Annotated in this window: 19 protein-coding genes (1 of these 19 running past the window's edge); 11 read left to right on the forward strand and 8 right to left on the reverse strand. The window is 49.6% G+C overall.

The window, feature by feature from the left end; translation table 11 throughout:
* Both GZH47_RS16160 and gyrA read right to left on the reverse strand, forming a co-directional pair.
* A protein-coding gene (locus tag GZH47_RS16160) for an HD-GYP domain-containing protein (RefSeq protein WP_162641138.1) crosses the window boundary here: on the reverse strand, positions 1 to 836 show its 5' portion. It extends 253 nt beyond the left edge of the window; only the first 836 of its 1,089 coding nucleotides appear in the window; it begins with the start codon at positions 834 to 836; its stop codon lies off the left edge, out of view.
* 42 nt (positions 837 to 878) lie between these two features.
* Positions 879 to 3,374 (reverse strand): DNA gyrase subunit A, encoded by a 2,496-nt coding sequence (gene gyrA / locus GZH47_RS16165; protein WP_162641139.1) that lies wholly within the window; start codon positions 3,372 to 3,374, stop codon positions 879 to 881.
* A gap of 384 nt (positions 3,375 to 3,758) precedes the next feature.
* On the opposite strand from gyrA, the gene GZH47_RS16170 reads away from it, so the two are divergent.
* Positions 3,759 to 4,511 carry a YheC/YheD family protein gene (locus tag GZH47_RS16170; RefSeq protein WP_162641140.1) on the forward strand — a complete coding sequence of 251 codons (753 nt, stop codon included), beginning with the start codon at positions 3,759 to 3,761 and terminating at the stop codon, positions 4,509 to 4,511.
* A gap of 64 nt (positions 4,512 to 4,575) precedes the next feature.
* Here GZH47_RS16170 and gyrB read toward each other — a convergent pair whose 3' ends face one another.
* The 6 genes from gyrB to dnaA all read right to left on the reverse strand — a co-directional run bounded on the left by gyrB (position 4,576) and on the right by dnaA (position 11,114).
* Positions 4,576 to 6,486 (reverse strand): DNA topoisomerase (ATP-hydrolyzing) subunit B, encoded by a 1,911-nt coding sequence (gene gyrB / locus GZH47_RS16175; protein ID WP_162641143.1) that lies wholly within the window; start codon positions 6,484 to 6,486, stop codon positions 4,576 to 4,578.
* 146 nt (positions 6,487 to 6,632) lie between these two features.
* On the reverse strand, positions 6,633 to 6,881 hold the full coding sequence (remB, locus tag GZH47_RS16180) for an extracellular matrix regulator RemB (RefSeq protein ID WP_162641147.1): 249 nt from the start codon (positions 6,879 to 6,881) through the stop codon (positions 6,633 to 6,635).
* A 33-nt stretch (positions 6,882 to 6,914) separates the two neighbouring features.
* A complete protein-coding gene (gene recF, locus GZH47_RS16185; protein WP_162641156.1) occupies positions 6,915 to 8,024 on the reverse strand; it encodes a DNA replication/repair protein RecF in 1,110 nt (369 codons plus the stop codon).
* Between the two features lie 46 nt (positions 8,025 to 8,070).
* The gene (gene yaaA / locus GZH47_RS16190; protein WP_162641161.1) at positions 8,071 to 8,286 is read right to left on the reverse strand and encodes a S4 domain-containing protein YaaA; all 216 of its coding nucleotides are present in this window, start codon (positions 8,284 to 8,286) and stop codon (positions 8,071 to 8,073) included.
* Between the two features lie 81 nt (positions 8,287 to 8,367).
* Entirely contained in the window at positions 8,368 to 9,510 is a 1,143-nt protein-coding gene (dnaN, locus tag GZH47_RS16195) for a DNA polymerase III subunit beta (protein WP_162641166.1), read from the reverse strand.
* A gap of 251 nt (positions 9,511 to 9,761) precedes the next feature.
* On the reverse strand, positions 9,762 to 11,114 hold the full coding sequence (gene dnaA, locus GZH47_RS16200) for a chromosomal replication initiator protein DnaA (RefSeq protein WP_162641171.1): 1,353 nt from the start codon (positions 11,112 to 11,114) through the stop codon (positions 9,762 to 9,764).
* 643 nt (positions 11,115 to 11,757) lie between these two features.
* Here dnaA and rpmH point away from each other — a divergent pair.
* The 10 genes from rpmH to GZH47_RS16250 all read left to right on the forward strand — a co-directional run bounded on the left by rpmH (position 11,758) and on the right by GZH47_RS16250 (position 20,909).
* Positions 11,758 to 11,892 (forward strand): 50S ribosomal protein L34, encoded by a 135-nt coding sequence (rpmH, locus tag GZH47_RS16205; RefSeq protein ID WP_090574515.1) that lies wholly within the window; start codon positions 11,758 to 11,760, stop codon positions 11,890 to 11,892.
* A gap of 82 nt (positions 11,893 to 11,974) precedes the next feature.
* Positions 11,975 to 12,322 (forward strand): ribonuclease P protein component, encoded by a 348-nt coding sequence (rnpA, locus tag GZH47_RS16210; RefSeq protein ID WP_162641181.1) that lies wholly within the window; start codon positions 11,975 to 11,977, stop codon positions 12,320 to 12,322.
* A 137-nt stretch (positions 12,323 to 12,459) separates the two neighbouring features.
* On the forward strand, positions 12,460 to 13,236 hold the full coding sequence (locus GZH47_RS16215) for a YidC/Oxa1 family membrane protein insertase (protein WP_162641185.1): 777 nt from the start codon (positions 12,460 to 12,462) through the stop codon (positions 13,234 to 13,236).
* The gene (gene jag, locus GZH47_RS16220; RefSeq protein ID WP_162641190.1) at positions 13,233 to 13,949 is read left to right on the forward strand and encodes an RNA-binding cell elongation regulator Jag/EloR; all 717 of its coding nucleotides are present in this window, start codon (positions 13,233 to 13,235) and stop codon (positions 13,947 to 13,949) included. Before GZH47_RS16215 ends, jag begins: the two co-directional genes overlap by 4 nt.
* An 87-nt stretch (positions 13,950 to 14,036) precedes the next feature.
* On the forward strand, positions 14,037 to 15,416 hold the full coding sequence (gene mnmE / locus GZH47_RS16225) for a tRNA uridine-5-carboxymethylaminomethyl(34) synthesis GTPase MnmE (RefSeq protein WP_162645284.1): 1,380 nt from the start codon (positions 14,037 to 14,039) through the stop codon (positions 15,414 to 15,416).
* 31 nt (positions 15,417 to 15,447) lie between these two features.
* Entirely contained in the window at positions 15,448 to 17,337 is a 1,890-nt protein-coding gene (gene mnmG, locus GZH47_RS16230) for a tRNA uridine-5-carboxymethylaminomethyl(34) synthesis enzyme MnmG (protein WP_162641195.1), read from the forward strand.
* A gap of 2 nt (positions 17,338 to 17,339) precedes the next feature.
* A complete protein-coding gene (gene rsmG, locus GZH47_RS16235; RefSeq protein ID WP_162641199.1) occupies positions 17,340 to 18,062 on the forward strand; it encodes a 16S rRNA (guanine(527)-N(7))-methyltransferase RsmG in 723 nt (240 codons plus the stop codon).
* A 159-nt stretch (positions 18,063 to 18,221) separates the two neighbouring features.
* Positions 18,222 to 19,055 (forward strand): nucleoid occlusion protein, encoded by an 834-nt coding sequence (gene noc / locus GZH47_RS16240; RefSeq protein WP_162641205.1) that lies wholly within the window; start codon positions 18,222 to 18,224, stop codon positions 19,053 to 19,055.
* A 245-nt stretch (positions 19,056 to 19,300) separates the two neighbouring features.
* A complete protein-coding gene (locus GZH47_RS16245) occupies positions 19,301 to 20,074 on the forward strand; it encodes a ParA family protein (RefSeq protein ID WP_162641211.1) in 774 nt (257 codons plus the stop codon).
* Positions 20,055 to 20,909, forward strand: coding sequence for a ParB/RepB/Spo0J family partition protein (locus GZH47_RS16250; protein WP_162641215.1), 855 nt, complete (start codon positions 20,055 to 20,057; stop codon positions 20,907 to 20,909). Before GZH47_RS16245 ends, GZH47_RS16250 begins: the two co-directional genes overlap by 20 nt.
* Positions 20,910 to 20,912: the final 3 nt, after the last annotated feature.

The raw sequence follows: 20,912 nt of genomic DNA on the forward strand, positions 1-20,912 counted from the left end.
AGGTACGGCGATGATGCATTGCGGTAAGCACGTTTCATCGTCATCGCATTGAAGATATCCGAGATTGCTACAAACTTCGCATAGGGATGGATTTTCTCTGAACTGATGCCAAGCGGATAACCGCTCCCGTCAAACCGTTCATGATGCTGTATCGCAGCCAGTTTGACTCCTTCGTTGATTGCGGCAACATTCTTGAGGAGTTGGTATCCGTATACAGTATGCCGCTTCATATCTTCGGCTTCCTCGGGCGTCAGCTTGGTCGGTTTATTCAAGATGTCGCGATCGATTTTGGCATTGCCAATATCGTGGAGTAATCCAGCAAGAGCGGATTGCATCCAATCTTTCTTGGGCAATCCGTTCCACTGCGCCATCATATAACAGCTTAATGCAGACATCACGCTCTTGTGGTAGAGATAATCCTCGCTTGCGACTTTCTGCGGGGAGAACGTCAAGATTTTATAATCCTGGCTTTGTTGCAGCAGTGCCTCAAGTTGATTGCGAATTTCAAGAATCGGCAATACCTGTCCACTCATCACTTGGTTGAACACGCTCTTCAGGAGCATGACCGTGCGATCATACTGTTCAATCAGCGATGATTTAGGCTGCGCTGTCTCCTTCGCTTGTTCCTGGTTTTTATCATTCGTCGTTTCATCTGCTTCTTTCTTCTCCGATGTCCCGTTCACTGATACTTGAGGAACAAGAAAAGCCTGCAGAACTTCATATTCTCGAGGCGTAACAATCTTTCCTTTATGGAAAAGCACGCTACCGAGCGGAGTAAGAACGTCTTGCGTGATTTTGTCCCCAAGCTTAACCTGCGAAACTGATACCATGCTCATAGGTCTCTCCTCCACGTCACTCGCCTCAACCACACAGATGATCTACGTTTCGTCTGAAGTCAGATCAGTTACGTTGCCTTCCACATCATCATCGTCGTCTTCGCTGTCCGCATCTTCGCTCCGGGCAACTCGGGTTACGGTAGCAACGGAATCATCTTCTCGGATATTAATCAATCGGACCCCTTGCGTATTCCGTCCCATCGTCGAAATGTCCGCCATGCTCATGCGCATCAGCGTGCCGGAGGATGTCATGATCATGAGGTCCTCGTCATTCTGCACGACGCGCAGGCTGACGATAAGCCCCTTCTTCTCCTGTACGTTGAGCGTCTTGATCCCTTTGCCGCCGCGCGTCTGTGAGCGATACTCGCTTTCAGGCGTCCGCTTGCCGTAACCGTTAGCCGTTACGATCAGGACCTCGCTTTCAGGTACTACGACGTCCATGCCAATGACTTCGTCCTCATCGTCGGAACTGATCCCTTTAACGCCCGTCGCCGAACGTCCCATTGGACGAACATCCTGCTCCGAGAAGCGAATGGACATGCCTTGGCTTGTTCCCATAATGATTTCTTGGTTGCCGTCGGTCAGCTTGACGCCAATAAGATCATCGTCATCGCGCAGGTTAATCGCAATCAGGCCGACTTTGCGGATGTTCGCGTAATCATCAAGCGGCGTTTTCTTGACAATGCCTTTCTTGGTAGCGAAGAACAAGAAGCGGTCCGGCTCGAAGGACTCTACCGGAATGACGGCATTGACCGTCTCTCCTTGCTCGATCTGAATTAGATTGATGATCGGCGTCCCCCGCGCAGTCCGGCTGAGATCCGGAATCTCGTAGGCTTTCAACCGGTACACTTTGCCCTTATCCGTAAAGAAGAGCAGGTAGTGATGCGTATTGGAAACGAATAAATGCTCGACAAAGTCGGTATCCTTCGTATCCATGCCAATGACGCCTTTACCGCCGCGTTTCTGGCTGCGGTAGGTCGTAACCGGCAAACGCTTGACGTAGCCGGAATGCGTAACCGATATAATGACATCTTCGCGCGGGATAAGGTCCTCGTCGAGAATCTCTTCCTCGCTGGTCATCAGCTCCGTACGGCGTTCGTCGCCGAATCTCTCCTTCACTTCTTCGAGTTCATCGTTGATGATCTGAAGAACAAGCTGCTCATCGGCCAAAATCGCTTGATATTCGGCGATCTTGCGAAGCAGTTCTGCGTACTCGGCTTCAATCTTATCGCGTTCCAGTCCGGTGAGGCGCTGCAAACGCATATCCAGGATCGCTTGCGCCTGGTCGTAGCTGAGGCCAAAACGGGATATCAAGCCTTCGCGCGCTTCTTCCGTCGTTTGCGATGCACGGATGAGACGGATAACCTCATCAAGGTTATCGAGCGCAATACGCAAGCCTTCCAGAATATGAGCACGAGCTTGTGCTTTCTTCAGGTCAAACTCCGTCCGCCGGCGAATAACCTCGACTTGGTGCTCCAAGTAGTAGTACAGAATATCACGCAGATTAAGCGTGCGCGGCTCGCCTTTGACGAGCGCGAGCATGTTGAAGCCGAAATTCATCTGCATCTGCGTTTGTTTGAATAGATTGTTCAGTACGACCGTCGGCGTAACGTCACGGCGAAGCTCGATGACGATCCGCATACCGTTGCGATCGGACTCGTCGCGCAAATCGGTAATGCCTTCGATTTTCTTCTCGCGAACAAGCTCGGCAATCTTCTCGACCAAACGTGCTTTTACAACCTGGTAAGGCAGCTCGTGTACGATAATGCGCGCTTTGCCGCCATTCTCCTCAATGGTTGCACGGGCACGCATCGTAACGGAGCCGCGTCCGGTGGTATACGCCTGGCGCATGCCTTGCCGCCCCATAACGAAGCCGGCTGTCGGGAAATCCGGACCTTTGATATAGTCCATCAGTTCAATCGGCGTAATCTCGGGATTGCGGATCAACGCTTGAACGCCTTCAATGACCTCGGTCAAGTTATGCGGCGGAATGTTCGTAGCCATACCGACCGCAATACCGGTCAAGCCATTAACCAGCAAGTTTGGAAAACGAGCCGGCAACACGGTAGGCTCATGTTCTTCACCATCGTAGTTGGGCGCATAATCAATCGTTTCCTTGTTGATGTCGCGCAGCATTTCCATTGCGATCTTGGAAAGACGCGCCTCCGTATAACGCATGGCCGCCGCCATATCGCCGTCGATCGATCCGAAGTTTCCGTGACCGTCGATCAGCATGTAACGAAGCGAGAAGTCCTGCGCCATCCGTACCATCGTCTCGTATACAGCAGAGTCGCCGTGCGGGTGATATTTACCGATTACTTCGCCGACGATTCTGGCAGATTTCTTATAAGGCTTGTCCGGCGACATGCCGAGCTCCGACATGGCAAACAAAATACGGCGATGTACGGGCTTCAAGCCGTCTCGGACATCCGGCAGCGCACGGCTGACGATGATACTCATTGCATAATCCATGAACGATTCGCGCATCTCGGTTCCGATATCGCGATCCCGTATTTGCTGGCTTTTCTCTTCTGCCATCGTAAACCTCCTAGAGTTTGCTTATGTTTAAGCTTTCAATGACGCCGGCCTCGAAGCCAACGCCGTTGACGAGCAGGAATAATCGACAAACAATACTAGAATCCATTATAGTTTCGGCTCATTCTTGCTATCCTTAAACGTTTGCAAACATGAAACTTGCCTGAAATGCATTCACTCTTCCAAAACTTCATCGTCTTGGGTTGATACACGCTCCAAATCCGTTTTTTCGCCATAAACTAATACGATTATGCCGTCGATTATCGTCGTAAAAACGGAAAACCTAAAAATAGGCATTATCTCTATTATACCATTGATTTCTGACCGTGTCTCCTGCATGCACGGTATTCCTGCTACCCCAATCCCAATATGAAAGGTGGTGCCTCTTTGGCCATCCAGCGCGTAAAAAGCAAGTGGGCGAAAACGAAAGTGCTGCTGCTTTCTGAGCCGTTGCGTGAGCGGATTCCGGTTACGCGGCGCTGGCAGATTCCGCAGCTGGCTTCCATGCTGGACGAACATGGCATGGTGTATGTCAAACCGGACCAAGGGACCTTTGGACTTGGCGTCGTTCGAGTAGAGAGGCTCTCGGACACGGACTATACCTACCAGTCGGGGACGGTCCTTCAGCGCTTCTCCTCGTTCGCTATGATGGCTTCTTCGCTGCAGGAGCGGATCGGAAGCCGTTCTTACTTGATCCAGCAAGGCATACCGCTCCTCACTTATGAAGGGCTGCGCTTTGATATTCGCGTCATGGTCCAGCAGAACCCGAAGAAGGAATGGGAAACTACCGGCATCATCGGACGTCTCAGCCACCCGAAAAAGATCGTCACCAACTATCACAGCGGCGGCGTTATCATGTCTATCGATCAGCTGATGCATCCCCACTTGTCGCAGCCGCAAACCGACAGCTACAAAATGTGGTTGTCCGAGATCGGCACGTCTGTAGCTAGACAACTGCAGACCCGCTATCCACGGATGAAAGAAATCGGCATCGACGTCGCCATCGACGAATCGTTCCGCCCTTGGATCCTGGAGGTAAATACATTGCCGGACCCTTTTATCTTCCGCAAACTGAATGATAAATCGGTATTTCGCCGCATTCATCGGTATTGCCTTGCCTACGGCAGGCGACTGAAATAACGACAAGCCGCCCGAATACCGGACGGCTTGTTTTTTTGTATGCTGCGCGTGGCTGATACGCGAGCTAGATATCGAGATTCTTGACGTACTTCGCAAACTCTTGAATGAATTCGCGACGCGGTTCCACGTTATCGCCCATGAGCGTTTCGAAGATGTTATCGGCTTCGATGGCGTCTTCAATCGTAACCTGGAGCATCGTCCGGCTTTCGGGATCCATTGTAGTCTCCCATAGCTGCGAAGCGTTCATCTCGCCAAGACCTTTGTATCGCTGTACGTTAACTTTCACGCCTTCGCCGAACTCGGCGATGATGGCGTCGCGCTCTTTTTCGCTTTGCGCGTAACGAACGACTTTGTTTCGTTCGATCTTGAAGAGCGGCGGCTGGGCGATGTACACGTAGCCAGCCTCGATGATCTTCCGCATGTAGCGGAAGAAGAACGTGAGCAGGAGCGTACGAATATGCGCACCGTCGACGTCGGCATCCGTCATGATAATGACTTTGTGATACCGTGCTTTGGAAAGGTCGAAATCATCGGCGATGCTCGTTCCAAGCGCCGTGATGATAGCCCGGATTTCCGTATTGGAGAGAATCCGGTCCAAGCGAGCGCGCTCAACGTTAAGGATTTTACCTCTGAGCGGCAGAATCGCTTGGTAATGACGGTCGCGGCCCTGTTTGGCCGATCCGCCTGCGGAGTCACCTTCGACAATATAGATTTCGCTGATGGACGCATCGCGGGACGAACAGTCGGCCAGCTTGCCCGGCAGCGCACTGACTTCCAGGGCGCTCTTGCGGCGGGTCAACTCACGCGCTTTGCGCGCAGCTTCGCGGGCGCGGGAAGCCGACAGCCCTTTCTCGACGATTTTCTTCGAGACTGCCGGATTCTCATCGAGAAACTCCTGGAACTTCTCGGCGAAGAACGATTCGACAATACCGCGTACTTCGCTGTTGCCGAGTTTCGTCTTCGTTTGTCCTTCGAACTGCGGCTCGGGGATTTTGACCGAAATAATGGCCGTCAAACCTTCGCGCACGTCGTCGCCGGACAGATTGGAGTCGCTGTCTTTGATGGCGTTCATCTTGCGGGCATATTCGTTGATGATCCGCGTCAAGGCGCTCTTGAAGCCGGATTCGTGCGTACCGCCCTCATGCGTATTGATGTTGTTGGCAAAGGAGTAAATATTCTCGGTGTAGCTGTCGTTATACTGCAGCGCCACTTCGACTTGAATATTGTCCTTGGCTCCTTCGACATAGATCGGATCTTCATGGAGCGCTTCGCGGCTCCGATTCAAATACTTGACGAATTCGATAATGCCGCCTTCGTATTTGTACGTGTTGGAAGCGCCTGTACGCTCGTCGATGAGCACGATTTCGATTCCTTTATTCAAAAAGGCCAGCTCGCGGATCCGCGACTGGAGCACTTCGTATTCGTAAACGAGCGTTTCCGTGAAAATTTCACCGTCCGGCTTGAAGGTGGTCGTTGTGCCGGTTTCTTCGGTCTCGCCTATTACTTGCAGATCATATTGCGGTGCGCCGCGACGGTATTCTTGGCGATGGATCTTGCCTTCCCGCTTAACTGTGACTTCGACCCACTCGGACAAGGCATTCACGACGGAAATACCAACGCCGTGCAGACCGCCGGATACTTTATAGCCTTCGCCGCCGAATTTACCGCCGGCATGAAGAACCGTCATGACGACTTCAAGCGTCGACTTCTTCAGTTTCGCGTTTTCCCCTACAGGAATACCGCGTCCGTTATCGACAACGGTGATGCTGTTGTTCTCGTGAATGATTACTTCGATGCGCGAGCAGAAGCCTGCCAGCGCCTCGTCAATGCTATTATCAACGACTTCCCATACGAGGTGGTGAAGTCCTTTGCCGCTTGTGGAGCCGATGTACATCCCCGGGCGTTTACGTACCGCTTCCAACCCTTCGAGAACTTGAATCTGGCTTTCATCATACGTATGCTGATTCGATGTCATGCTGGGTTTCACTGCTCCTCTCAACTACCCTGGTCGCGAACCTTGTTCGCTGCTCGGGCCTGCATCCTGCCCTGATCGTCAGCCTATCTGACTGCTCGGGCCTACATTCCACTTGCCACTTTGCATCCTGATTGCCGATTAACACGCTAACTAGTCGCAAAATGGTGCGAACGTTTCTTCAGCGTTGAAGATGAGATCGGCGAATAGTAGATCTTATTCTCGGTCACTACGATGGATTTCGCTTCTTCTTCTCCTATAATTTCAACGTCTTTCCGCTTGCGGGCTTGCGCGACGAATTGCTTGGATAGCTTGGAGGATTGCTCGATTGAAATATCGAAAATCGCTACGAGCTCCGCGGCACGAATGATCTTCTCTCCGCCTAAATGGATGTACATATACCGACCCCCCGCTTCTTCGTCACTTGCGTATTATAGCGCCACATGGCCATTCTGAACGTTATATATCTTGGCGTCATGCAGTTTGCTTATATTGACGCTCTCAAGTCCCGTCGTCGTTATGAACGTTTGCACTTTACTCTGGAAAGTTTCAATCAGCTGCGTCTGCCGGTGCTGGTCGAGCTCCGATAACACGTCATCGAGCAGCAGCAACGGGTACTCGCCGATTTCTTCATGTATGAGTTCGATCTCGGCCAATTTGAGCGAAAGCGCGGTCGTTCGCTGCTGTCCCTGCGAACCGTAAACCGAGGCCTCTTTGCCGTTGATAAAGAAGGCGATGTCATCACGATGAGGACCAACGAGCGTCATCCCGCGACGAAGCTCCTGATCCTTGACTTGTGTTAACTTTATCATAAATTGCTCAAATAAAATAGATTCATCTTCTTTCGCATCGCTTTCGAAGGAGGGCTTGTAGACGATCGTCAGCTCCTCGGATCCGGCGGTAATACCGGCGTGGATGGATTGTGCCCACCTCTGGAGCTTCTCTATGAAGTTTTGCCTTTTTTTCACAATTTTAACACCGTATTCGGCAAGCTGCATATTCCAAACTTCCATCATGGCCGGATTGGCGTTTCCCGGCAGCGTCGCTTTCAAGTAATTATTGCGCTGCTGCAGCACTTTATGGTATTGCCCGAGCGCATGCAAATAACCGGGCTGCACCTGGCCGATCTCCATATCGAGAAACCGACGACGCACGCCCGGCGTACCTTTTACAATTTCCAGATCCTCCGGAGCAAACATGACGACATTCAACGAGCCGACAAAATCGCTCAGCTTGCGCTGCTCCAGTCCGTTGATTCTAGCCTTCTTCCCTTGCTGGGATAAAGCAAGATCAAGCGTCACCGTTCCGTAACGCTTCTCAACCTCGCCCCGAATGCGAGCTTCGCTGGACTGCCAGCCGATCAGTTCCTTGTCCTTGCTTGTGCGGTGAGACTTGGTTAATGCGAGCACAAGGATCGCTTCCAGCAAATTTGTCTTGCCCTGCGCGTTGCGCCCGACGAACAGATTCACTTGGTTATCCGTCTTGAGTTCGATCTGTTCGTAATTGCGGTAATTAAGCAGCTGGATGGAATTTAATCGCACTGTAAGGCCCCCCGGTCATAGCCGGCAAAAACAGCATGTTGCCGCATTACCGTTTCACAATCGTAAACACGCCATGCCCCTTGATGTCAACCTTGTCGCCGACATAGAGTTTGCGGCCGCGCCGGTTATCCGGCTCTCCGTTTATGACAACCTCGTTCTCCTGCAGAAAAAACTTCGAGGCTCCTCCGCTATCGATGCAATCCGACAGCTTCAAAAATTGGCCAAGCGCAATATATTCCGTTGAAATTCCGATTTCTTTCATCACGTTCTCTCCTTGGATGCATAGGCGAGCAGTAATCCTACGTGCATCAGTAATTATGTGCATGAGTACGACCAGCCTCGGTTAGCCTGTCGTCCGATACGGCAGGATGAGATGCAAGCTGTGCGGGTGGTCGGTCGGCTTAATGATGATCGGGCTCATAGAACCCGTAAAGCCAATAAAGATATATTCGCTGTCGATGACCTTCAGCGTGTCGAGCATATATTTGGAGTTGAATGCAATGCGAAGCTGTTCGCCGGTCATTTCTTTCGCATCCAGCTGTTCGGTTACTCGGCCGAGCTCCGTCGAACTGGACGAAATTTCAATGCTTCCGTCTTCCGAAGTGACGAGGCGAACGATGTTCGTTTTCTCTTCCCGCGACATCAGGTACGCCCGGTCGATGGCATCCGTCAATTTTTTCGTTGGCAGTACGAGTTCTGTTTTGAAATGCTGCGGAATAATCTTGGAAGTATCCGGATACGTGCCGTCCAGAATACGGGAGTAGAATAGTACGTTACCGACTTTGAACAGAACTTGATTGTCGGCGACAACGATATCCACATGTGTATGATCATCCGGAACGATTTTCGAGAGCTCGTTCAGCGTCTTGCTCGAGATAACGACATTGGAGAAACGATAGCCCTCCGGCGCTTCCACCGTTGCGGAACGGCTGGCGAGCCGGTGACGGTCGGTTGCGACAAATTTCAGCTGGCCTTCTGACAAATTCCAGAGCGTTCCCGTCAAAATCGGCGTTTGTTCACTTGTGGATGCAGCGAAAACGGTTTGGCGAATCATCGACTTCAGCAAATCACCTGGAACGGCGATGGATTCACTTTGTTCAATCGTCGGCAAAATCGGGAATTCTTCCGGATCCAGTCCAACCATCTGAATATCGGTGGAGCCGGAGCGGATCATCGTTTGAAACTGTTCTTTGACTTCGATTTCAAGGTCATCCGAAGGCAGTTTTTTGACGATTTCGACGAAGAATTTAGCTGGAAGCACGACACTTCCCGGTTTCTCGACTTTGGCGATGACGAATTCTCCGTTTTCGACAGGAATGAAGCTTTGAATAGAGATATCGGTATCGCTTGCGGTTAAAGTCACGCCTTGGTGATTAACGTCGATTTTGATACCGCCGAGAATCGGAATTGCAGGACGTGTCGAAGAGGCTTTGGATACTTGTTGAATGGCGTCATTCAGTTGATCTTTGCGGATCGTTAATTTCATAAGTGTCACTCCTAAAGGAAAGGGATCACGGCAGCGAAGGTAGTGTCGTTTTCACCCGTATTTTGATGATGAATTATTAATAAATATTAGTAGAAGTCGTAGTAGGGGCCCTGAATATGTGGATAAGTACATATAACACGGATAAAGCAAGCCTATCCACATGTGTATAGCGTGTGCATAGGCTTGCTAGTTAAATGTTGAAGAAGTGTATAACTTTCGACATGGTTATCCACCATTCTTCTTATTCATATTCATGTATGGTTCTTGATCTTCTCCGTCAGCGTCTGAACAATCTTGTACAGCTCCGAATCGGCTTTCAGCTGCTGCGTGATCTTCTCGTGGGCGTGAATGACAGTCGTATGGTCACGGCCCCCGAACGCCTCGCCGATCTTAGGAAGCGAATAGTCCGTTAGTTCCCTGGACAAGTACATGGCGATTTGCCTCGGAAATGCGACGGCTTTCGTCCGTTTACGCGCTTTGAACTCCTCTAGCTTCAGTCCGTACAGCTCCCCGACCTTATGCTGAATATCCTGCATCGTAATCATTTTCGGCCGGCTGGTCGGAATGATATCCTTCAGCGCCTCGGCTGCCAAATGCGAACTAATATCCTCATTGATGAGGGAAGAATAAGCTACGACCCTAATGAGCGCGCCTTCCAGCTCGCGGATATTCGTATCGATCTGGCTCGCGATATAGACCATTGCCTCGTTCGGAATGTCCAGGTTCTCCGCCTTCGCCTTCTTCCTGAGAATCGCGATCCGCGTCTCCAGGTCAGGCGGCTGAATATCCGTAATTAGCCCCCACTCGAACCGCGAACGCAGCCGTTCCTCCAGCGTCGGGATCTCTTTGGGCGGACGGTCGCTTGAAATGACGATTTGTTTGCGTTCCTCATGCAGGGCATTAAACGTATGGAAGAACTCTTCCTGCGTCTGTTCTTTCCCGGCTAGAAACTGAATATCGTCGATCAGCAGCACGTCGATGTTCCGGTACTTGTTACGGAAACTTTCCCCGCGGTTGTCCCGGATCGCGTTGATGAATTCGTTGGTGAATTTCTCCGAGGACAGGTAAAGTACCCGCGTATTGGGATTATGCTCAAGAATATAATGCCCGATTGCATGCATCAAATGCGTTTTGCCCAGACCAACGCCTCCATATAGGAAGAGCGGGTTGTAAGCCTTAGCCGGCGCTTCGGCTACTGCCAAGGAAGCCGCGTGCGCAAACCGGTTATTGGCGCCGATGACGAACGTATCGAACATATACTTGGGATTGAGCATATGGGTGTAATGCTCTTCGGGACCGACCTGGGCCGGAGGCAAGACGATCGGCTGGATTTCGGCCGGTTCAGGCGGTTTGTTTTCCTCAATGACAAATTTAATGTCGTATTGACGCCCCAGGAATTCCTGCAGCGTTGTTCGCACAAGCTTGGTATACCGGCTTTCGAGCCATTCGGCCGCGAAAGTCGTCGGTGCTGTCACGATAACGACGGAATCTCCGCTGAACGAAGCTTTCGTCGCTTTAAACCAAGTATCGAAGCTCGGCTTGCTAAGCTTGGTTTGGATGATAGACAGCACCTGTTGCCACATTTCGTGCGTATGGCTATCCACAAATGGTCACTCCTTATCAAAATCGCCGATAACGGCGCTATCCTGCTGAATATGTCGAATACAGGGAATGGGGTAGTAAATCAGTCCACAGTATCAAGGGATGGAAAACAAAGTTATCAGAAGGGGATGAATGTTGTTCACATTGTTATCCACAGGCTGTTAATAAATTTGCGGGGGGATCGGAGTCATCCACACAGAAAACATATTTATCATAGCAAAATAACCCTTGATATTCAACGATTGCGGCTATTTTATCCACAAATTCAATAGGTTGTGTACAAAAGTTATCGACAACACTAGATATTGTTAATATCTTGTTACCAGTTCGACATAATCCGGGAAAGTGCGATAAATTCATCCACATGTTATTAATTTGGCGCTACTTATGGACCTCTCATTAGTTTATCCACAGTTCGGATTTGGCAATCCTTTTGACGGCTGTTTAGATGTCTCCAAGGTTGACTTTTGCACTGTCGCATGGTTAAATATAAAAAGGCGTTTTTTTCGGAGAATGCTCATCGTTCGATTTTTCTTATCGACCTTGCAGCATCCTCGTAAAGGAAAACCGGCGATCGATAATCGTGAAGACGATCAGAAATAGAATGAACGCAGATTTGAGTAAGGATAGGAGGTGCATTGATCAATGAGACCTACATTTAGACCGAATGTGAGCAAGCGTAAAAAAGTTCATGGTTTCCGCAAACGTATGGCTTCCGCAAATGGACGTAAAGTGCTGAGCGCCCGTCGTCAACGGGGAAGAAAAGTACTGAGCGCGTAATTTTAAAGACCACTTTACGGTGGTCTTTTTTTCATTTATAAGGGTCATACTATATGTAATAAAGGTTCGGTGAGGATGCGCCGTGCAAAAAAAACTACGTTTGCGTAACCGCGAAGATTTTAGCCGGATCTACCGGAACGGCAAATCGTTCGCGAACGGCCAATTCGTCGTGTACTGGTCCCGCCAGCATAAAGCGGAACCATTCCGGCTCGGCGTGTCGGCCAGCAAGAAAATCGGAAATGCCGTCGTTCGCAACAGGATGAGAAGGCTTGTGAAGGAGATCGTTCGCCATCAGACGGACCGAATCGCCGAGCAGCTGGATTTCATTATTATTGTGCGCAAGCCAGCTGTCGGTCTTGGCATAAAGGAACTCGAAAAAAGCATGCTTCACGTCTTGAAGCGGGCAGGGCTTCTGAAACAGAATCGCTGAGCCTTGTAATCGCTTCATTACCGGAGCAGGCTTGTTTCTTTGTACCATAAAATGTGATATAGTTTACGTGAATGATTGTGCAGCGTCTGCGCCCAATAATCGGCCAGCGCTTATGGTTACGCAGAGAGGAGATTTACATGTTGTCCCGTATTTCGAAACGAACATGGTTAACGGCATTCGCCCTGATTGCCGTGATGTTTTTCTTGAGCGGTTGTTCGTCGGCTGCTCACCCGGTTTCCATGGATGACTTATCGCACGGGAACTTCTGGCAGCGAAACGTTGTCTACTACTTCTCTCAAGCTTTAGAGCACTTCGCGAAGTGGTTCAATGGGGAGTATGGGATCGCAATCCTGCTGATGGTTATTATCGTTCGGACGCTGATTCTCCCGCTTACCATTAAGCAATACCGCAGTTCGAAGGCCATGCAGGCTTTGCAGCCGGAGCTGGCGAAATTGAAAGAAAAACATAAGGACAATCCGCAGAAACAGCAAGAAGAAACAATGAAGCTGTTTCAGCAGCATAAAGTAAATCCGCTTGCGGGCTGTTTACCGCTGCTTGTGCAGATGCCGGTGTTCATCGCGCTCTACAATTCGATTTATATGAATGAAAATATTCGCGAGCATACATTCCTCTGGCTGCAACTAGGCGAGAAGGACCATACGTACATTCTGCCGATCCTGGCTGCGATTACGACATTCGTCCAGTCTAAAATGATGCAATCCCAACAAAAGACGATGCCTGCGATGCAGGGAATCATGATGATCTTCCCTGTCCTGATTTTCGTCATGGCGATTAACTTCCCGGCAGCGCTGCCGCTGTACTGGATTTTCAGTAACACGTATACGATTACGCAAAACTACTTCCTTTATGTTCGAAACTCATCGAAGAATAAGGAGAGTGTCCCCGCGAAATGAAGAAAATCATAGCATCGGGCAAAACGATCGAAGATGCTGTAAGACAAGGTTTAACGGAATTGCAAGTATCCGCGGAACGTGTGAACGTGACTGTGCTGGAGAAGCCGAGCAAAGGCTTTTTCGGCTTGATTGGGGTAAGAGCTGCGAAAGTTGAGCTGGCTCTGCTTCCAGAGGTGAGTCAGCCATCCGCGGTTTCAGCGCCGGTTGTTCCGGTCGCTGCCGCTCCGAAGGCAGATACGCCTGCGCCGGCTGCGAAGGATGCAAAAGATGCGATCCTTGAAACGGAACGATTCATTATTGAAGTGGCAGGAACGATGGGACTTGACATTACGATTGCTCGTCACGATTCAAGAGATGGATTGGTTCTCGCATTATCCGGCGGCGGAGATCTCGGCATGCTGATCGGCCGTCGCGGTCAAACGCTTGATGCTTTGCAATACTTGGTCAATATTGTGGCTAACCGTTATTCCAGCAGTCATCTTAGGATCGTGCTTGATGCGGAAGATTTTCGTCAGCGTCGACGTAAGACGCTTGAAGATTTATCGGACCGCTTGGCGGGGCACGTCGTTCGGACTCGTAAAGAAGTGGTACTCGAGCCGATGGCGCCGCACGAGCGTAAGATTATTCATTCGCAGCTTCAGAATCACGCCAAGGTTAAAACGTTCAGCAAAGGCGACGAGCCCAATCGGCGCGTCGTCATCACGCTGAAGTAACAATGCATAGGTCTCACTTCGGCAATGGCTCTCTACGGTCATTGCTCGTTTTTTTATTTTGTGACAAGTTAAGAGGGAATAATCATGATGATACAAGACACGATTGCCGCCATTTCGACAGCTGTCGGAGAGGGCGGCATTGCCGTTATTCGGGTCAGCGGACCTGAGGCGGTGGAGGCTTGCGCGGCGGTTTTCCGCTCCAAGTCGAATATTGCCGAGGTTGATTCGCATACCGTACATTATGGTCATATTGTGGATCCAGCTTCCGGTGAAACGGTGGAAGAGATCCTGCTTACCATCATGCGCGGTCCGCGCTCGTTTACAGCAGAAGATGTCGTCGAATTGAGCACCCATGGCGGAGTGGTTGCCGTCAAACGCGTGCTCGAGCTGCTGTTGCGGTCCGGCGAAATCCGACTGGCTGAGCCCGGAGAGTTCACGAAGCGGGCTTTTCTGAACGGGCGAATCGATTTGACGCAGGCTGAGGCCGTCATTGACTTAATCCGGTCGAAATCGGACCGTGCTTTCACGGTGGCTTTGAAGCAAGCGGAAGGTATGTTATCCAAGAAGGTGAAGGCTCTGCGGCATGGGCTGATTGAGCTGCTAGCCCATATTGAGGTTAATATCGATTATCCGGAACATGACGTGGAGTCGATGACGAGCGCGTATATCCGGGAACGATGCGGAGAAGCGTACCTGGAAATCGAACGATTGTTAAAAACGGCTGCGGAAGGCAAAATATTACGAGAAGGTATCGTTACCGCCATTGTCGGACGTCCGAACGTAGGAAAGTCTTCGCTGCTTAATGCGCTGGTGCAGGAAAACAAAGCGATTGTAACCGACATTCCTGGCACGACGCGGGATGTAATCGAAGAATATATAACACTTGGAGGCATTCCACTGCGCCTGCTTGATACAGCCGGCATACGCGAGACGGCGGATGTGGTAGAGCGGATCGGCGTTGAACGCTCTCGATCAGCGCTAGAGGAAGCCGATCTGATTTTATTGGTTCTGAATGCGAATGAACCGCTGCATCCGGACGACCGGGAACTGATCGCGAAGATGAAGGGCCGTCAAGTCGTGGTGCTCTTGAACAAGACGGATCTGCCGATCGTATTAGATACGTCCGAGATTGAGGAGAGCTTTCCTGTCGAATCCATTGTGCGTTTGTCCGTGTTGACGGAGCAAGGGTTAGACGAGCTCGAGAATGTAATCAAGCGCATGTTCTTCGATGGCGAGCTGGAATCGGCGGATTTGACTTATGTCAGCAATGTTCGGCATATTTCATTGCTCAACCAGGCACGTCAATCGCTAAGGGATGCAATCGAGGCGACAGAAATCGGCATTCCCATTGATATTGTGCAAATCGACGTACGTACGGCGTGGGAACAATTAGGCGAAATGATAGGTGATTCGGTAGCTGAGTCATTGATCGATCAAATTTTCTCGCAGTTCTGTTTAGGTAAATAATATTGTCCGAAAGGCAAGGAGGGATAGAGGAATGGGATATCATGCAGGGGATTTCGATGTCATCGTTGTAGGTGCTGGACATGCTGGCTGTGAAGCTGCACTGGCATCGGCGCGGATGGGCGCTGAGACATTGCTGCTTACGATTAACTTGGATATGGTGGCGTTCATGCCATGTAATCCGTCGATCGGGGGTCCGGCTAAAGGTCATGTCGTACGGGAGATCGATGCGCTCGGCGGAGAGATGGGGCGTAATATCGATAAAACGTTCATCCAAATGCGGATGCTGAATACGGGTAAGGGTCCAGCTGTTCACGCTTTGCGTGCGCAAGCCGATAAATTTCTATATCAGCATTTCATGAAGCAGACGATCGAAGCAACCGATCATTTGACGCTGCGTCAGGGAATGGCTGAAGACCTCATTATTGAGGATGGCGCTTGCGTAGGCGTGGTGACGAAGACAGGTGCGGAATATAGGGCGAAGTCGATCGTAGTTACGACGGGTACGTATTTGCGAGGCAAGGTCATCATGGGCGAACTCATCTATGAGAGCGGACCGAACAATCAACAGCCTTCCATTAAGTTGTCGGAAAGCTTGCGCAATCTTGGTCTGCAGCTCGTGAGGTTCAAAACAGGTACGCCTCCGCGCGTGCACGGGGATACGATTGATTTCTCCAAGACGGAAATTCAGCCCGGCGACGAGAAGCCGAAGTTTTTCTCTTATGAAACGGAGTCCTCCGATAACGAGCAACTGCCTTGCTGGTTGACGTATACATCGGAAGAAACGCATCGCATCATCAATGACAATCTTCATCGTGCTCCAATGTTCTCCGGTGCGATCGAAGGAACGGGTCCTAAGTATTGCCCTTCAATCGAAGACAAAATCGTACGTTTCGCCGATAAGCCGAAGCATCAGATTTTCTTGGAGCCTGAAGGGAAGAGCACGTCGGAGTATTATGTTCAAGGATTGTCTACAAGCATGCCGGAAGACGTTCAACTAAGCATTCTTCGATCGATACCAGGTTTGGAGAAAGTCGAAATGATGCGCACGGGCTATGCTATTGAGTATGATGCGGTCGTTCCGACTCAGCTGTGGCCGTCGCTGGAAACGAAGCTCGTTCCTGGTCTGTTCACTGCCGGCCAAATCAATGGCACTTCGGGTTATGAGGAAGCGGCAGGTCAAGGGATCATGGCTGGTATTAACGCTGCTCGGAAAGTACAAGGGAAACCGCCAGTCATTATCGATCGCTCCCAAGGGTATATCGGGGTTCTCATCGATGATCTCGTGACGAAAGGGACGACAGAGCCTTATCGTCTGCTCACTTCCCGTGCGGAATACCGCTTGCTGCTGCGGCATGACAATGCGGACATGCGCCTTACGCCGACAGGCTACGAAATCGGATTAATCACCGAAGCTCGTTATAACAGGTTTACGATCAAGAAGGCAATGGTGGAGCAGGAGATCGAACGTCTCAAGACGGTGAGAGTCCGCCCTGATGAAGACGTGCTTGCATTAATGGAGTCCATCGGATCCGCACCGCTGCAACAAGCGACAGATGCACTATCCTTATTGCGTCGTCCGGAAGTGATGTATGAACACATTGAGCGTTTGTCACCTTCGTCCGAAGCGCTGACCGAGGATATGAAAGAGCAAGTTGAAATTCAAATCAAATATGCCGGTTACATCGAGAAACAGCAAATTCAGGTTGACCGGCTCTCTAAAATGGAGAAAAAGCGCATTCCGGATGACATCGATTATATGGTAATCACCAATTTGTCCAAGGAAGCGAAAGCGAATCTGACTACGATTCGTCCGCTTTCCATTGGTCAGGCTGCCAGAATTGGAGGCGTAACGCCTGCCGATATTTCCATCTTGCTTGTTTATTTGGAGCATTACAATAAGGTTTTAGCGGCACGGGGGTAAACATGAATTCGACTGAAACATGGTTTGCGGAACGGCTTCAAGAGCGGGGAGTGGCGTTATCGCCGCTCCAACTCCAGCAATTTCAAACCTACTACGAACTGCTCGTTGAGTGGAACGAGAAAATGAATCTAACGGGGATTACGGAAAGAGAAGCAGTTTATGAGAAACACTTCTACGATTCCGTATCGCTTTCCTTCTTCTTAAACATGAATGAAACGTCATCGATTGCCGACATCGGATCCGGCGCCGGCTTTCCTAGTTTGCCATTGAAGATTTGTTTCCCTCATCTCAAAGTGACGATCGTCGATTCGCTGAATAAACGCATTCAGTTTCTTCAGCATGTCGTCGAAAGGCTCGGCCTCCAGGATGTGTTTTGCGTTCATGGCCGTGCGGAGGATATAAGCCGATTGGCAGCTCATAGAGACAGGTACGATTTGGTTACGGCAAGGGCAGTAGCACGATTGAGCGGATTGAACGAGCTATGTCTTCCTTTTGTTCGCAGAGGCGGTGTCTTCGCTTCCATGAAGGGCGCTGATCCTGCAGAGGAAGTACAGGAGTCGAAACGGAGCTTGTCGGAGTTGAAAGCGAAGCTTGTGGACATCCATCATTTAAAGCTTCCATTTGAACAATCGGATCGCCACATCATCGTGATCAACAAACTAGCGGAAACACCAGCGAAGTACCCTAGAAAAGCGGGCCTACCTCTAAAACAGCCGATCGTTTAGCAATGAGAAATCGGATTGGAAATGTTTCACGTGGAACATAGCGATAACAGGATATTTGTTCGAATTGTGCAACTGTCAAGCAGGAAATCAACTTGCAGCCGACGAATAGTATAGAAACGACAAACTCGGCATTTTGAAATCGGGTGGTATGTTGACGCTATGAAAGAACAATTTTCTCGTTTATTCGGTTTGAGCGATCAAAAGAACCAGAGTCAGAATCTGGACGAAGTAAAGCAGCTTCCGATCGCTGACGTAGATACCAGTCCTTATCAACCACGGACTGTATTCGATGATGACCGTATTGAAGAGCTTAGTCAAACCATTCGGACTCATGGCATTATCCAACCGATTGTGGTTCGGTTACGCAATGGAAGGTACGAAATCATAGCCGGAGAACGTAGATTCCGGGCCGTAAAAAAACTGGGACTGGAGACAGTGCCAGCAATCGTTCGGGAATTCAATGATTCTCAGGCGGCTTCAATTGCATTGATCGAGAACCTTCAGCGTGAAGGGCTCACATCCATCGAAGAAGCGGTTGCCTATCAGAAGCTTATTGATCTGCACAACTTAACGCAAGAAAGCTTAGCCCAACGTCTCGGTAAGAGTCAGTCGACGATTGCGAATAAAATAAGGCTGCTCGGACTAGGCGAAACCGTGAAAAATGCATTAATGGAACGTAAAATCACGGAGCGTCATGCTAGAGCGTTGTTGTCACTGGACTCGGAAGAGTTGCAACTGAAAGTACTAGACGATATTATTACAAAAGAGCTTAATGTAAAGCAGACGGAAGCGAGAGTTGCTTTCTATAAAGAAACGGTCCAGAACACGGCGAAGAAGCCGAAAAGGATCTCGTTTACGAAAGATGTTCGAATCGCGTTGAATACCATTCGTCAATCCATTGACATGGTTTCGGGTTCCGGATTGCAAATTAAGACAAACGAACAGGATTATGATGATCATTATGAAATAGTGATCAAGATTCCTAAACGATAATAGTACTGCTGACAGCCGTCCGGTTATAGGGGACGGCATCGTCATTTTGTCTATCGGATTGGAAATATTTGTTTTGATAGACTGGGTGCTAGAGTAAGGCCGCATTTCATAATATAAGTCTTAATCAATTACGGTTTGCGAATAGGCTTATATCTTTCTGGAATGAAACGCTCTACCGTCAACAAATGGCGATAGCCGTTTCACCTTGTTCGGATTCATAAGTTATCAGCATAGAGGTGAACAGTTTGTCAAAAACGATTGCAATAACGAACCAGAAGGGCGGTGTCGGGAAGACGACGACGTCCGTAAACCTTGGCGCTTGTCTGGCTTCTCTGGGGAAGAAAGTGTTGTTGGTTGATATTGACCCTCAGGGCAATACGACGAGCGGAATCGGAATCAATAAGGCGGACGTTGCGCATTGCATTTACGATGTGCTTATTAATGATGTACATCCGAATGAAGCGACCTGCCAGACGAATATCGATGGACTAAATATCATTCCGGCTACGATTCAATTGGCTGGTGCGGAGATCGAGCTCGTGCCGACGATATCCCGTGAACAGCGATTGAAGAAATCGTTAGCGCTCGTGAAAAACCAATACGATTACATTCTGATCGATTGTCCCCCATCGCTAGGTATACTGACAATTAATTCATTGACGGCTTCGGATTCCGTTATCATTCCGATTCAATGCGAATATTACGCGCTGGAAGGTTTAAGCCAGCTATTAAATACAGTTCGTCTTGTGCAGAAACACTTGAATACGTCCCTTCAAATCGAAGGCGTGTTGTTGACGATGTTCGATGCGCGGACAAACCTAGGCATTCAAGTTATTGAAGAGGTAAAGAAGTATTTCCAACAGAAAGTGTACCAAACGATTATTCCGCGTAATGTACGCTTAAGCGAAGCGCCGTCACATGGACAATCGATTATTACGTATGATCCAAGGTCCAAAGGGGCAGAGGTGTATCTTGAACTCGCAAAGGAAGTGATCATGTATGAGCAAGCGGCTAGGTAGAGGACTTGATGCGCTTATTCCATCACTTTCTGTCAGCGAAGAAGATAAAGTGGTTGAAGTACCGCTTGCGCAACTGAGACCGAATCCTTATCAACCTCGGAAAACGTTTGATGACGATGCCATCAAGGAACTTGCGGAGTCGATCAAACAGCATGGCGTCATTCAGCCAATCATCGTCCGCACCGTTCTGAAGGGTTATGAGATCATTGCGGGCGAACGTCGTTTCCGGGCATCTCAGCTTTGCGGTAATCCAACGATCCCTGCCGTAGTGAGAAATTTCTCCGATCAACAGGTCATGGAAATCGCTTTGATTGAAAACTTGCAGCGTGAGGATCTGAATGCAATTGAACTTTCTCTTGCTTATCAGGCGCTTATGGACAAGTTCAATCTGACGCAGGAAGAACTTTCTATGAAGGTGGGCAAGTCGAGGTCGCATATCGCAAACTTCCTTAGACTGTTGTCGCTGCCAGAAGAGATCAAAGATAATGTTTCACGTGGAACATTATCCATGGGTCACGCAAGAGCGATTGTTGGTGTGAAGGAAGATCAGCGAAAGAAAGAATTGGCTGATCTTACGATCGCAAACGACTGGAGTGTAAGGCAGCTTGAGGAAGCGATCAAAAACTTAGGTCAACCGGAACCGGTCAAACCGAAAGACACGACCTCGAATAAGAAGAAAGATCCTTATATTAATGAGGTGGAAGAGTCGCTTCGCGAACGTTTCAAAACAACGGTTAAAATCAAACAGCAAAAAGATAAAGGTCGCATCGAGCTAATGTATTATAACAAGCAGGATTTGGAACGCTTGCTCGAACTGTTACAGCAATTATCATAATCC

The organism is Paenibacillus rhizovicinus (assembly GCF_010365285.1).
Lineage (GTDB): Bacteria > Bacillota > Bacilli > Paenibacillales > Paenibacillaceae > Paenibacillus_Z > Paenibacillus_Z rhizovicinus.

Excerpts from the sequence above, each read along its gene's own strand:
- dnaN (WP_162641166.1), bottom strand. The coding sequence starts at position 9,510 with ATGAAATTAACGATCCGCAAAGATCAACTGAATGACGCCATTCAACAA.
- yaaA (WP_162641161.1), bottom strand. The coding sequence starts at position 8,286 with ATGAAAGAAATCGGAATTTCAACGGAATATATTGCGCTTGGCCAATTT.
- gyrA (WP_162641139.1), bottom strand. The coding sequence starts at position 3,374 with ATGGCAGAAGAGAAAAGCCAGCAAATACGGGATCGCGATATCGGAACC.
- jag (WP_162641190.1), top strand. The coding sequence starts at position 13,233 with ATGAAGAAAATCATAGCATCGGGCAAAACGATCGAAGATGCTGTAAGA.
- GZH47_RS16215 (WP_162641185.1), top strand. The coding sequence starts at position 12,460 with ATGTTGTCCCGTATTTCGAAACGAACATGGTTAACGGCATTCGCCCTG.
- remB (WP_162641147.1), bottom strand. The coding sequence starts at position 6,881 with ATGTACATCCATTTAGGCGGAGAGAAGATCATTCGTGCCGCGGAGCTC.
- rpmH (WP_090574515.1), top strand. The coding sequence starts at position 11,758 with ATGAGACCTACATTTAGACCGAATGTGAGCAAGCGTAAAAAAGTTCAT.
- mnmG (WP_162641195.1), top strand. The coding sequence starts at position 15,448 with ATGGGATATCATGCAGGGGATTTCGATGTCATCGTTGTAGGTGCTGGA.
- gyrB (WP_162641143.1), bottom strand. The coding sequence starts at position 6,486 with ATGACATCGAATCAGCATACGTATGATGAAAGCCAGATTCAAGTTCTC.
- mnmE (WP_162645284.1), top strand. The coding sequence starts at position 14,037 with ATGATACAAGACACGATTGCCGCCATTTCGACAGCTGTCGGAGAGGGC.
- noc (WP_162641205.1), top strand. The coding sequence starts at position 18,222 with ATGAAAGAACAATTTTCTCGTTTATTCGGTTTGAGCGATCAAAAGAAC.
- rsmG (WP_162641199.1), top strand. The coding sequence starts at position 17,340 with ATGAATTCGACTGAAACATGGTTTGCGGAACGGCTTCAAGAGCGGGGA.
- GZH47_RS16250 (WP_162641215.1), top strand. The coding sequence starts at position 20,055 with ATGAGCAAGCGGCTAGGTAGAGGACTTGATGCGCTTATTCCATCACTT.